This window comes from Actinomadura sp. NEAU-AAG7, assembly GCF_018603865.1.
GTDB classification, from domain to species: Bacteria; Actinomycetota; Actinomycetes; order Streptosporangiales; family Streptosporangiaceae; genus Spirillospora; species Spirillospora litoris.
The window spans coordinates 1-13,353 of record NZ_JAHFZY010000004.1; the positions used below are offsets into that span (position 1 = coordinate 1).

The following is a 13,353-nucleotide window of genomic DNA, read 5'->3' on the forward strand; positions in this document are numbered from 1 at the left end:
GTCGATGGGGCAGATCCTGGCCGATGTGCAGGCGGTGAACCTGCACGCGTTGATGAACCCCGAGACCAACGCCGAGTTGCATGGGCGGATCCTGTGCGACCAGGAACCCAACACCCTCTACATCTGACCAGCGACGCGTCCGTCCAGGAGGGAGAACACCGTGAGCGGCGCCGTTCCGTCCCCCGCGGTCAAGCACGTGCCGGTCAGCGAGGCCATGCGCGCCTACCTGGCGCGCTCGTGCACCCCGCCGGACGCCGTGCTGACCAGCCTGATCGAGAAGACCGCCGCGCTCGGTGACCAGGCGGGCATGATGGTGCCCGCCGAGCAGGCCGCCCTGCTCACCCTGCTCGCCCGGACCGTCGGCGCGCGGACCGTCGTGGACGTGGGGACGTTCACCGGCCTGTCCGCGCTGGCGTTCGCCCGGGGGCTCGCGGCGGGCGGGACGGTCATCACCTGCGACGTGTCCGACGAGCACGCCGACCTGGCGCGCGAGCACTGGGAGCTGGCGGGCGTCGCGGACCGCATCGACTTCCGCCTGGGCGCGGCGGGCCGCACGCTCGCCGCGCTCCCGGACGGCCTCGCGGCCGACATCGTCTTCGTCGACGCCGACAAGATGAACTATGTGAACTACCACGCGCTGGCCGTTCCGCTGCTGCGGCCGGGCGGTCTGCTGATCGCCGACAACGTCCTTCTCGACGGTTATGTCATGGACCCCGACCTCGCCGGCGACGCGCTCATGCGCAGTTGCGCGCGAAAGCTCCGTGAATTCAACGCGGCGCTCGCCTCCGACGACAGGCTCGACACGGTCATGCTGCCGATCGCCGACGGCCTGACCATCGCCCGCAAACGCTGACCGGCAAGGCGGGCGCCCCGAGAACGCGGGCGGTCCGGATCCTCACCACAAGCTCGGTACCCCGGATCCGGACCGCCCGTACTTCCTTTTCCCCTTAGGACCGCTGAGCGGTCGCCGCGACCTCGCGGGCCAGCGTTCCGGCGTCGCAGTCGTTGAAAAGGACGCCGATGTCCAGCACCACCCCGAACTCGTCCTCCACCCGCGCGACGATGCGGGCCGCGGAGATCGACTGCCCCTGGAGCTCGAAGAACGTGGCGTCCTCCTCGCCCTCCCCGGCGTTCAGCACGTCCGCCCAGATCTTCCTGACCCGGCCCTCGATCTCCTGCGGACTCAAGTCACCCATCATGCGGCTCCCTTTTTCTCGTGGACAATGCCGCCGGTGATCGCGGCGAAGCACGTCCATCGTCATCGCGTGCGAAGCGGCCCGGCATCCTGGTGATTGCGCTTTCTTCGCCCTGGCCAGGGGAGTCGCCGCGCATTTCATGAGAAGCGCGCCGGTCGGCCGCGTGTGAGGATCCATAACTGTCAAAGGAGGTGAAATGGCGGCGACGAATTCACCGGCATCACGGGAGCGGCGGACCGCCATTTCCCGCGCCCAGGAGGGGCTCTGGTTCCTGGACCGGCTGAACCCGTCCGCGCCCGCGATGATCCTGCGCAGGGCCTACCGGGTGACGGGCGAGCTGGACGCCGGCGGGCTGGAGCGGGCGTGGCGCGCCGTCACCGAGCGGCACCGGATCCTGCGCACCCGGATCCGGCAGCGGGACGGACGGCCGGTGCCGCGGGTCTCCCCGCTCGCCCCCGCCGCGACCGGACGCCTCCTCGACCTCGCCGACGGCCCGGTGGCCGGGCTCACGGTCGTGCGGACCGGGCCGTCCGAGCACAGGGTCCTGCTGGAGGCGCACCGCGCGGTCGCGGACCGCGCCTCGCTGGCGCTGCTCGCGGGTGAGCTGTCCACCGCCTACGGCACCGGCCGGGCGCCCGCCGTCCACGCCCCTCGATACGCCGACTACCTGCGGTGGGAGGGGCGGGCGCGGTGGCAGCGCGCGCGCCGGTTCTGGGACGGCGCGCTCACCGCGCCCCCGCCCGCGCTGCCCTTCGACCGCGGCGGCGGCGCGCCCGTCGCGGTGCCCTTCGACTGGGGCCCCGGGGCCGCCGCGCGGGTGGCCGCGCTCGCCGACCGGTGCGGCACCACGTCCGAGATCGTGCTGCTCGCGGCGTTCCACGCGCTGCTGTCCCGGTACTCCGGTGGCGGCGCCGTGCCGGTCACGGTGCCGATGGACGCGCGTCCGGCGGGTTTCGAGCGCACGGTCGGGCCGCTGGAGAACCCGGTGGTGGTGTGCGGTGACGCCTCGGGCGGACCGTCCTTCGCCGAGCTGGTCGCCAGGGTCGCCCGCGCCCACGCCGAGGCGCACCGGCACCGGACCCTGCCGTTCGCCGAGGCGATACGGTCGATACGCGCCGACCGCGACCCGGACCGCGTCCCCTGGGGCGACGCGACGTTCGTCCCGCCGGTCACCGCGGACGGCGCCCTCGTCCTCGGGGACGCCCGCGCCGAGCTCCTCCCGGCGGCCGACACCGAACTCGCGGACCTGTGGCTGAGCCTGGACGAGGCGCGCCGCACGGTCCGGGGCAGGCTGGGCTACCGCGTGCACCCGCACGCGCCCGCGCCGGCGGCGATGCTCGACCACCTGCGGACCCTGGTCCAGGCGGCGGCCGCCGACCCCGACGTCCCGATCGGCGACCTGCCGTTGGAGGACCGGGCCCTGCGTCCGGACGATCGGCTCGGCGCGGACGCCCCGCGCGAGCCGGTGCACACGCTCATCGGGCGGCACCGCGACGGCACCGCCATGACCTGGCCCGACGGCCGGCTGCCCTACCGCACGCTCATGGAGCGGGCCGCCGCGCTCGCGTCCCGGCTGGCGGGCATCGGCGTCGACCGCGCGCCCGTGGCCATCCGCATGGGGCACGGCCCCGCGCAGCTCACCGCGTCGCTCGCCACGCACCTGGCCGGAGGGCACGTGGTGTGGTTCGGGCCGGGGGACGCGGGCGAGCGCGGCCGGTCGGTGCTGACCGAGCTGCGCCCCGCCTGCCTGGTCACCGAGACCCCGGACGCGCCGCTGGAGCGCTGGTACCGCGACCACCTCGGCGGCACGCTGCTCCTCCCCTCCGACCCCGCCCCCGACGGCGCGGCCCCGGTCCCGGTCCCGCCGTCGGACCTGGACCGGCTCGCCTACGCCGCCTACACCTCGGGCTCGACCGGCAAGCCCAAGGGCATCGCGCAGACGCACGGCGCGCTCGTCCAGTTCGCCGCCTGGCTGGCGGACGAATGCGGCATCGACGCCCGCTCGCGCGTCGCCCTGTGGGTCGCCCCCGAACACGACCCGAGCCTGTGCGAGATCTTCGCGACGCTGGTCGCGGGCGGCACGCTGTGCGTGGTCCCCGACCGGCTCCGGCTGAACCCCGAGCCGCTGCTGGAGTGGCTGCGGGACGAGCGGATCACCTTCCTCCAGACCGTCCCGAGCTTCGCGGCCGAACTGCTGCGCGCCGCCCGCGACCACGCCGGCGGATGGCCCCGGACGCTGGACCGCGTCGCGCTGATGGGCGAGGCCCTCCCGGCGGGCCTGGTGAACGGGCTGCGCGCGGCGGCGCCGCACGCGCGGGTCTTCAACGGCTACGGCCCGACCGAGACCATCGCCGCCACCTGGCACAGGTTCACCGGGCCGGTGGCCGCGACCGTCCCGATCGGCCGCCCCATCCCGGGCCGCCAGGTGCTCGTGCTGGACGGCGACGACCGCCCCTGCCCGGCGGGCGTCACCGGGGAGATCGTGATCCGCAGCCCGTACGCCGCCGCCGGCTACCTCGGCGGCGACGACGCGGGCGCGTTCCGCCCCGTCCGGGGCATGGGCGGGACGACCCGCTGCTACCGGACGGGCGACCTCGGCCGCTGGGGCTTCGACGGGACGCTGGAGTTCCGCGGCCGCCGCGACCACCAGGTGAAGCTCGGCGGCAACCGCGTCGAGATCTCCGGGGTCGAGGCGGAGCTGGCGGCGCACCCGTCGGTGCGCGAGTGCGCGGTCGTCCCCGTCACCGGTGACCACGGCCTGGTCACGCACCTGCTGGCCTACGTTGTGCCCCGGGACGGCGCCGAGGCCGCCCCGCACGCCTGGCGCGCCCACCTGAACCAGCGGCTCGGCGCGTCCGTCCGGCTGATCGCCTTCCACGTCCTGGAGGCCGGGCTGCCGCGCAACATCGCGGGGAAGGTGGACCGGCGCCGGCTGCCCGACCCGGCCCGGGTGCTGTCCCGGCGGGGCCGCGCCCCGGCGTCCGATACCGAACGCGAACTGGCGCGCATCTGGCACGACCTGCTCGGTGCCGCCCCGGAGACCGTCGAGGAGAGCTTCTTCTCCGCCGGCGGCCATTCGCTGCTGGTACCCACGCTCACCCAGCGAATACACGGCAGATTCGGCGTGCCGGTCTCCCTCCGGGAATGCCTGCTGCGCCCTTCACTCGCCGGAATGGCGGCTCTGATCGAGTCCGCCACTGTCCATTCCCGTCCCAAGAACGACGATCGCCGTCGTGATCGAGTGAGAGGTTGAGTTTGGTGGATTCGGAGTCGCGGGTTGTTTTCGATGGTGCGGGTGTGACGACCGCCGACGTGCGGCGGGTGGCGGAGTCCGGCACCCCCTGCGCGGTGGCGCCGGGCGCGTTGGAACGCGCCGCCAAGAGCCGCGGCCAGTTCGAGGACCTGGTGAGCCAGGGCGTCCCCGTCTACGGGGTGACCACGGGGTACGGCGAGATGATCTACATGCTCGTCGACCGCGCGCACGAGGTGGAGTTGCAGACCAACCTGGTCCGCAGCCACGCGGCCGGTGTCGGGCCGCTGTTCAACACGGTGGAGGCCCGCGCGATCGTCTCGGCCCGCCTGAACGCCCTCGCCAAGGGGCACTCGGCGGTGCGGCCGGAGGTGCTGGAGCGGCTGGCGCTGTACCTGAACTCGGGGCTGACCCCGGCCATCCCGCAGATGGGGTCGCTCGGGGCGAGCGGCGACCTGGCGCCGCTGTCGCACATCGCGATGGCGCTGATCGGCGAGGGCTACCTCCTCGGCAAGGACGGCGAGGGGCAGGTGGCGACCGGGCCGGTGCTGCGGGAACTCGGCATCGAACCCGTCCGGCTGCGGTTCAAGGAGGGGCTCGCGCTGATCAACGGGACCTCCGGCATGACGGGCCTGGGCGCCCTGATCGTGGAGCGCGGCCTGGACCAGGTCCGCCAGGCCGAGATCGTCACCGCCCTGGCCGTGGAGGCGCTGCGCGGCTCGACCGGGGGGTTCCAGCCCGAGGGCCACGACATCGCCCGCCCCCACCCGGGCCAGATCGACACCGCCGCGAACCTGCGCGCCCTGCTGGCGGGCAGCGGCCTGGTCGTCTCCCACGCGCAGATGCGCGAGTCGGTGCAGGCCGAACGCCGCGAGGGCGACGGGGTGCAGCGCACCCAGATGTACATGCAGAAGGCGTACTCGATGCGGGCGATCCCGCAGGTGCTGGGCGCCGTCCGCGACACCCTCTACCACGGCCGCCGCGTCGTCGACATCGAGCTGAACTCCGCCAACGACAACCCCCTGTTCTTCGAGGGCATGGAGGTGTTCCACGGCGCGAACTTCCACGGCCAGCCGGTCGCGTTCGCGATGGACTTCACCATGGTCGCGCTGACGCAGCTCGGCGTGCTCTCCGAGCGGCGCACCAACCGGATGCTGAACCGGCACCTGAGCTACGGCCTCCCCGAGTTCCTCGTCGCGGGCGACCCGGGGCTCAACAGCGGGTTCGCGGGGGCGCAGTACCCGGCGACGGCGCTGGTGGCCGAGAACCGCACGATCGGCCCCGCCTCGACGCAGAGCATCCCCTCCAACGGCGACAACCAGGACATCGTCTCGATGGGTCTGATCGCCGCCCGCAACGCCCGCCGGGTGCTGGACAACAACCGCTACATCCTGGCGGTGGAGTTCCTGGCCGCCGCCCAGGCCGTCGACATCGCCGACCGCGCCGCCGGCCTGTCGCCCGCCGGGCGGGCCGTCTACGACCACATCCGCGCCACCGTCCCCACCCTGGACGCCGACCGGTTCATGGCCGACGAGATCGAGCAGGTCGCCGGAATGATCGAGCGCGGCGAGTTCCTGACCGCCGTCGCCGGCACCGGCACCACCCTCCACTGAAGGAGAGACAGCAATGGACGAGCCCGGCTTCGATGTGGTCGTGGTCGGCGGCGGCCCGTGCGGGTCGACGGTGTCGACCCTGATCGCCCGCGAGGGGCACCGGGTGCTGCTGCTGGAGCGCGAGCGGTTCCCCCGCTACCAGATCGGCGAATCGCTGCTCCCCGCGACCGTGCACGGGATCTGCCGCCTGCTCGGCGTGAGCGAGAAGGTCGAGGCGGCGGGGTTCACGGTGAAACGCGGCGGGACGTTCCGCTGGGGCGCGAGCCCCGAGCCGTGGACGTTCGCCTTCGCCGCCTCCCCGCGTTTCGCGGGGCCGCATTCGACCGCGTTGCAGGTGGAGCGGATGCGGTTCGACCAGATCCTGCTCGACAACGCCCGCGCCACCGGCGTCGACGTCCGCGAGGAGGCCACCGTCACCAGCCTCCTGCGCGAGGGCGACCGCGTCAGCGGCGTGACCTGGCACGACTCCGAGGGCGTCAAGCACCAGACCGCCGCGCGGTTCGTCGTGGACGCCTCCGGGAACGGGTCGCGCATCCACACCGCCACGGGCGGGACCCGGCGCTATTCGGAGTTCTTCCGGAATCTGGCGCTGTTCGGCTATTTCCGGGGCGGGAAACGGCTTCCGCCGCCGAACCGGGGCAACATCATCGCGGCGGCGTTTCCGTCGGGATGGTTCTGGTACATCCCCCTCAACGACGAACTCACCAGCGTCGGCGCCGTCCTGCTGCCCGAGGCCCTCGAACGCGTCCGGGGCGACCGGGCCGAAGTTCTGCAAACGCTGATCGGGGAATGCCCGTTCATCGCCGATCTGCTCGACGGTGTTCCCCGCGTCACCACCGGCCCGTACGGGCAGGTGCGCGTCCGCAAGGACTACTCCTACATCCAGGACGCCTTCACCGCGCCCGGACTGGTGCTGGCCGGGGACGCGGCGTGCTTCATCGACCCGGTGTTCTCCTCCGGCGTGCACCTGGCCACCTATTCCGGCCTGCTCGCCGCGCGCTCGATCAACACCGTCCTCACCGGCGCCCTCACCGAGACCGCATGCATGGAGGAGTACGAGGCGCGGTACCGGCAGGAGTACGCCCGGTTCCACGACTTCCTCGTCGCCTTCTACGACATGCACCAGGACCAGCACTCCTATTTCTGGCGCGCCAAGAAGGTCACCGACCACACCGGCACCGAACTGGAGTCCTTCGCCGAACTCGTCGGCGGCGGCTCCTCCGGCGAGACCGCCCTCACCGCGAGGACGACCGCCATCCAGGAACTGTCCCAGGCCGTCCAGACCATCGACGGCGACACGAAGCAGGTGGCGCCCGACCGGGACCTGCTGCACACCAGCCTGGCCCGATCGGTCACCCGCACCGGTATCCGCCTGCAACTCCAGGCCACCGGTGACACCGACGACACCACCCCGATCCGCCCGCACGGGCTCATCCCCACGACCGACGGCACGCACTGGACCACGCCGCCCGATCAGGCGGCCTGACGAGACGATGAAGGCCGCGCGTCACGCGCGGCCTTCATCGCTTTGTGCCGGGGCTCGGTCAAAGGGACGAATTCAGGTCGGGCACCGTCCAGCCGTCGAGGTCGTATTCGGCCATGCACCGGTCGACGAGGTCCTTGTAGGACGCGAGCTGCCCGCCGAGCGTCTGGGCCCCGAGCAGTTCGAGCCGGGTGTTCTCGTGGTTGCCCGCGTAATTGCGTTCGTAGAGCTCGTGCCGGCCGCCGAACTCGGTGCCGACCGCGTCCCACAGCAGCTTCATGAGCTTGACCCGCTCCACCGAGTCCGCGCCGCCGGAGCCGCGCAGGTACTTGTCGAGATAGGGGCGGACGCGCGGGTCGCGGAAGTCGGCGGCGCTGGAGTTGACGTAGATCAGGCCGCTCGCCACGTCCTGGAGGACGATCTCCCGGATCCGGGGATAGCCGATCTGCATGAACCACCGGTAGGCCATCCCGTAGTCGGGATTGGGGAGGACGGCGCCGTTCTTCCAGGGGACGGGATTGCGGGCCGCCGCGTCCGACAGGCCCCAGAACAGGTTCCGCCAGGCGAGCACTTCCCCGAGCCGGGTCTGCACGCCCCGGAAGTCGGCGACGCCGGTCAGGTCCAGCGCCTTGGCGAGCAGCCCGGCGATGAACTCCAGCTTCACCGCCAGCCGGGTGGCGCCGTGGAAGGTGAAGCGCTCCACGAAGCCCGACTGGCCTGTGAACGTCTGCGCCTTGCCCAGGTCCCCGTAGACGAACACGTTCTCCCAGGGGATGAGCACCTTGTCGAGGACGAGGATCGAGTCGTTCTCGTCCATGCGCGCCGACAGCGGATAGTCGAACGGGCTGCCCGCCGCCGCGGCCGCCGTATAGGAGGGCCGGCAGATCAGCTTCACCCCCGGGGCGCCGGTCGGCACGGTCGCCACGAGCGCGAACTCCTTGCGCCGGACCGGCACGCCGTAGTGCGCCACGAACGTGTGGTGGGTGAGCGCGGAGCCGGTGGCCACGACCTTGGCGCCGCTGACCACCAGGCCCGCGTCGGTCTCGCGCTCGACGTGCACGAAGACGTCGGCTACCTCGTCCGGCGGCCTGCTCCGGTCGACGGGCGGGTGCACGATCGCGTGGTTCCAGTACAGGACGCGCTCCTGCGCCCGCCGGTACCACCGCCGGGCGTTGTCCGCGTACTCGCCGTAGAACTCGGCATTGGCGCCCAGCGTGCCGAGGAAGGACCCCTTGTAGTCGGGGCCGCGCCCCATCCACCCATAGCTCATCCGCGCCCAGAGCGCGATCGCGGCCTGGTCGGCGACCAGGTCCTCGGAACTGCGCGGCGCGGTGAAGAACCGGTGCGTGTACCCCTCGCCGCCGCCGTCCAGCGGAACGGTGAGCACCGGACGGGTCTTCTCGTCGTGCAGGGAATCGTAGAGCCGCGCCGTCATCGCGATCGGATTGCGGAACGCCGGGTGGGCGGTGACGTCCTTGATGCGCTCTCCGTCCAGGAAGACCTCGCGGTCGTCACGCAGGCTGTCGACGTACTCCGCGCCGGTGTACGGCCTCGTCTCGGGCATCACCAGCCGCCTTCCTTCGCTCGTCGATCGCGGTGGCCGGGGCGGCGCCCGGTGGCCCGGGACGCGCGCCTGGCGTCGCCAGCATCCCCCGGGCCGCCGCGCGGCCACATCTCGCGACGTGCGCTCGGGCCCCCGCCGCCCTTTTCATCGGGCGGTGTTATGGAAATGCGTTATAAAATGGTGTTATCAATAAATGATCGACGGGCGCACGTGGGGAGAAGCCGGGAGAACGCCATTACGGCACGCTGTCAGCAGAATTAATTGCGGTCACGCACGGGGGAGATGAGTCCTTGAGCGCCTCGGAGATAGATTTCGTCCCCGTACCCGTTCCGCGGCCGGTGAACGGCCGCGCGCCGGCTCCGCGAGTCGTTCCGCCGAGCCGTTCCATTCCGGCCGCGCCGGCCGCGCCGGCCGCGCCGGCCGCGCCGGCCGCGCCGGCCGCGCCGGCCGCGCCGGCCACGATGCGCGAACTGCGGGAGCGGCGGCGCGCGCTGGCGGACCGCGTCGCGGCGGGCGCCGGGCCCGCGGTCGCGCGGCAGCGCGCGCTCGGCAAGCGGACGGCGCGCGAGCGCCTCGGCCTCCTCCTCGACGAGGGCTCGTTCATCGAGCTCGACGCGCTCCGCCGCGCCCGGGGCGAGGACGGCGCGCGTCCCCACACCGACGGGGTCGTCACCGGCTCGGGGACGATCGACGGCCGCCGCGTGTTCGTCTACGCCCAGGACTTCACCGTGATCGGCGGCTCGCTCGGCGAGGCGCACGCCGCGAAGATCCAGAAGCTGATGGACCTGGCGCTGGCGAACGGCGCGCCGCTGATCGGGCTCAACGACAGCGGCGGCGCCCGCATCCAGGAGGGCGTGATGGCGCTCGACGGGTACGGCGGGATCTTCCGCCGCAACGTCCGCGCGTCCGGCGTCATCCCGCAGATCAGCGTGATCCTCGGGCCGTGCGCGGGCGGCGCGGCCTACTCGCCCGCCCTCACCGACTTCACCTTCATGGTCCGCGACACCGCGCAGATGTACCTGACCGGGCCCGACGTCATCGAGGCCGTCAGCGGCGAGCGCGTCACGCACGCCGAACTGGGCGGCGCCGACGTGCACGGCCGGCGCACCGGCGTGGCGAGCTTCGTCCACGACGACGAGGAGAGCTGCCTGGACGAGGTCCGCTACCTGGTCTCGATGCTGCCGGGCAACTACCTGGAGCCCGCGCCCGCCGGGCCCCCGCGCGGCGCGACCGCCGACGAGCGGCCCGCGCTGGCGGAGATCGTGCCGGTGGAGCCGAACAGGCCCTACGACATGCGGCTCGTGATCGGCGAGCTGGTGGACGACGCCGACGTCATCGAGGTGCACGAGCGCTGGGCCGCCAACGTGATCTGCTGCCTGGCACGGATCGACGGCCGGGTCGTCGGGATCGTCGCCAACCAGCCGATGGTGCTGGCCGGGGTGCTGGACGCGGCGGCCGCGCAGAAGGCCGCGCGCTTCGTCCGGTTCTGCGACTCCTTCGGCATCCCGCTGGTGACGCTCGTCGACGTCCCCGGCTTCCTCCCCGGCACCGACCAGGAGCACGCCGGGGTCATCCGGCACGGCGCCAAGCTCCTCTACGCCTACTGCGAGGCGACGGTCCCGCGCGTCCAGGTGATCGTCCGCAAGGCCTACGGCGGCGCCTACATCGTGATGGACTCCCGCTCGATCGGCGCCGACCTCTCGCTCGCGTGGCCGACCAACGAGATCGCCGTGATGGGCGCCGAGGCGGCCGTCAACCTCGTCCACCGCCGCGCGCTCGCGGCCGCCGACGACCCGGCGGCGCTGCGCGCGAAGCTGGTCGCCGACTACACCGAGCGGCTCATGCACCCCTACTACGCGGCGGAGCGGGGCCTGGTGGACGACGTGATCGACCCGGCCGACACCCGCGCCGCCGTCGCGCGCGGCCTGGCGATGCTCGCCGACAAGCAGGAGGGCGTACAGGCGCGCAAGCACGGGAACGGGCCGCTCTGAGCGGGGCTCAGGCGCCGGTGCCGCGCCGGAGCCGCTCCAGCGCGGGACGCGACGCCTCGACGGAGGCCGACGCCGCCTCGGGCGCGTCCCCCTGCCCGACCATGAGGCTGACGAGCTGGCTCTCGAAACAGGTGTCGGGGTCATAGGGCGGAACCAGATATCCGCCCAGCTCCAACGTCACGAGCCCGTGGATCGCGCTCCACATCTGGTGCGCCACCAGTTCCGGGTCGGCGCCGGTGAACCGGCCCGCGGCGACGCAGCGCGCCGCGGTCTCCACCACCCGCGCCAGCGTGAACCGGCCGTACTGGCGGTCCTGGTCGGTCAGCGAGAAACCGGCCGGCGTCGCCGTCCCGAACATGATGGCGTAGAGATAGGGATTCGTCCGGGCGTTGTCGCGGTAGACGCGGCCGATCAATGCCATGTCGGCCACCGGATCGGCCGAGTCCACGACGCCGGAGAAGGCGCGCTGCAAACGCGCGAAACCCTCGTGCACCATTCCGCGGACCAGCCCGCTCATGCCGCCGAAATGGGTGTAGACGGCCATTGTCGAGCATCCCGCCTCGGCCGCCAGCCGCCGCGTCGACAGCGCTCCGGGCCCGCCCTGTGCCAGCAGCCGGGCACCGATGTCGATCAGCCTGGTGGTCAGTCGGGGATCAGGCCGCCGGGGCGACACGGTCGCGTCCACGAGTGCGCCGCCACGCGTCCCCGTCCAAGACACCACTTCCTTACCCGAATGATGAAAGGGTGAATGCGCCGATACTAGCCGCTGCTCGCGTGGGGACCTAATTTCCTGGGGGTGTCGTGTTATAGGGAAAAAGTGAGATTTGGGGCAACAAGTCTGGAAAATAGCGGTTCAAGGGGTGGTGGGGTGATCGCCCTCGGGTTCGCGGCGCGCCGCGTCCGGCCGGTCGGCCTCGGTGCCGGCAGCGGTGCCGGCGGCGGGTCCGGCGGCGGGTCCGGCCTCGGCTGCCACCTCCGCGCCGACCTCGTCCAGCAGTGCGACCAGCTCTCCCGGCGAGGACACCATCGGCCAGATGCCGGTGTCGAGCGTGCGGAACCGCCAGGTGGGCGAGGACCGCAGCCGCTCCACGTCCGCCGGGAGCCGCCCGTCGAAATGCTCCAGCCCGCACACCACATAGGTGGCGCGCCGCTCCGCCACCGGCCGGGTCAGCCGGATCGGCTCGGTGAGCGGGCGCCCCGGATGGTCGATCAGCCGGTCGGTCAGCCACTTCGCCTGCTCGGACGTCAACCCCTGGCCGTCGGCCACCGCCTCGGCGTCGGGCGTCGGCCAGCGGCCCTCGTGCTCCTCGATCAGGCGGAGCTCGGCGGTGCGCAGCGGCTCGCCGAACGCGTCAATGGCCGACCGCCCGTCATGCGGGACGAACGCCTCCACGTACACCGAGTGGACGACCCGGTCGGGGCTGCGGTCGGCGACCACCCCGGCCACCAGCCCCGAGGTGCTGTGGCTGACCAGGATGACCTGGTCGAGGGCGCCGACGACGGACGCCACGTCCTCGACATGCCGTTCGATCCCGATTTCGGAGACGTCCGCTCCGAACTCGGCGAGGCCCGACAGCGTGACGGGATGGACGGAGTGGCCGCGGGCGCGCAGGCCCTCGGCGACACCCTCCCAAACCCAGGAACCCATCCAAGTCCCGGGGATCAATACGTACGTCTGCACGAGATCTGGCCTTCCCTTCCGCATCGGAGCGGACCGACTCACGATGTCAGTTCAAAATGATCGCACCACTGCGGGACGAGCTTTGTCGCGACAATGGCCCCCGCTTGGATCCGGCGGTGAATGGCCATGATCCTGACGCACACAGGTTCCAGGTCAAGAGCCGAGCCGCGCCGTTGGGGGACGGTGCGGGCGGCGGATCGGCGGGTCGGGTTCCGTATCGGCGGCCCTTGGAACGCGGCAGCCGTCCGGCGCGCCGTCCCACCACGGGAGGCGTCCCGGTTACGGCGGTATGACGCGGTCCTCACCGACAGCCCTTTCACCCTGCGCGGGCCGAAGCCCGGCCCCCGACCGTCACGGTCGTGCCCGCCCCGGCCCTGCCCTCGGCCGGCCCTGCCCCGCGACCACGCCGGCGCCGTCGAGCACACGTTCACCAATGGGGCCGCTAGCGCGTGTTCGCTGTAGATGACCTCACCGCAGGGGCCCCGGCCTCGGCGTTCCCACACCCGCGCACGCGGCACGGCCCCACGCCGCCGCCCGGCTCAGATCCGGTGAGCCCGGCCCGGCACGGCCACCAT

At 72.5% G+C, this 13,353-nt stretch carries 9 protein-coding genes; 5 read left to right on the plus strand and 4 right to left on the minus strand.

What is annotated here, in order from left to right; translation table 11 throughout:
* Nucleotides 1-160 precede the first annotated feature (160 nt).
* On the plus strand, nucleotides 161-853 hold the full coding sequence (locus KLI87_RS18970; RefSeq protein ID WP_308166075.1) for an O-methyltransferase: 693 nt from the start codon (nucleotides 161-163) through the stop codon (nucleotides 851-853).
* A 94-nt stretch (nucleotides 854-947) separates the two neighbouring features.
* Here the strand turns inward: KLI87_RS18970 and KLI87_RS18975 are convergent, their stop codons facing one another.
* Nucleotides 948-1,187: a phosphopantetheine-binding protein gene (locus tag KLI87_RS18975; protein ID WP_214618125.1), complete on the minus strand. Its 240-nt coding sequence runs from the start codon at nucleotides 1,185-1,187 to the stop codon at nucleotides 948-950.
* A gap of 205 nt (nucleotides 1,188-1,392) precedes the next feature.
* On the opposite strand from KLI87_RS18975, the gene KLI87_RS18980 reads away from it, so the two are divergent.
* The 3 genes from KLI87_RS18980 to KLI87_RS18990 are packed head-to-tail and all read left to right on the plus strand — an operon-like array spanning nucleotide 1,393 to nucleotide 7,545.
* Complete coding sequence (locus KLI87_RS18980) at nucleotides 1,393-4,449, plus strand: AMP-binding protein (protein WP_214618126.1); 3,057 nt, start codon at nucleotides 1,393-1,395, stop codon at nucleotides 4,447-4,449.
* A gap of 5 nt (nucleotides 4,450-4,454) precedes the next feature.
* Nucleotides 4,455-6,059 (plus strand): tyrosine 2,3-aminomutase, encoded by a 1,605-nt coding sequence (gene cmdF, locus KLI87_RS18985; RefSeq protein WP_308166076.1) that lies wholly within the window; start codon nucleotides 4,455-4,457, stop codon nucleotides 6,057-6,059.
* A gap of 13 nt (nucleotides 6,060-6,072) precedes the next feature.
* Nucleotides 6,073-7,545, plus strand: a complete 1,473-nt coding sequence (locus KLI87_RS18990) for a tryptophan 7-halogenase (protein ID WP_214618128.1) — start codon at nucleotides 6,073-6,075, stop codon at nucleotides 7,543-7,545.
* Between the two features lie 58 nt (nucleotides 7,546-7,603).
* Here the strand turns inward: KLI87_RS18990 and KLI87_RS18995 are convergent, their stop codons facing one another.
* Nucleotides 7,604-9,106, minus strand: coding sequence for a 4-hydroxyphenylacetate 3-hydroxylase family protein (locus tag KLI87_RS18995; protein WP_156222257.1), 1,503 nt, complete (start codon nucleotides 9,104-9,106; stop codon nucleotides 7,604-7,606).
* A gap of 461 nt (nucleotides 9,107-9,567) precedes the next feature.
* On the opposite strand from KLI87_RS18995, the gene KLI87_RS19000 reads away from it, so the two are divergent.
* A complete protein-coding gene (locus tag KLI87_RS19000) occupies nucleotides 9,568-11,097 on the plus strand; it encodes an acyl-CoA carboxylase subunit beta (RefSeq protein WP_156222255.1) in 1,530 nt (509 codons plus the stop codon).
* 7 nt (nucleotides 11,098-11,104) lie between these two features.
* Here KLI87_RS19000 and KLI87_RS19005 read toward each other — a convergent pair whose 3' ends face one another.
* Both KLI87_RS19005 and KLI87_RS19010 read right to left on the minus strand, forming a co-directional pair.
* Nucleotides 11,105-11,782, minus strand: a complete 678-nt coding sequence (locus tag KLI87_RS19005) for a TetR/AcrR family transcriptional regulator (protein WP_308166077.1) — start codon at nucleotides 11,780-11,782, stop codon at nucleotides 11,105-11,107.
* Between the two features lie 168 nt (nucleotides 11,783-11,950).
* A complete protein-coding gene (locus KLI87_RS19010) occupies nucleotides 11,951-12,802 on the minus strand; it encodes an alpha/beta fold hydrolase (protein WP_284734162.1) in 852 nt (283 codons plus the stop codon).
* Nucleotides 12,803-13,353 lie beyond the last annotated feature (551 nt).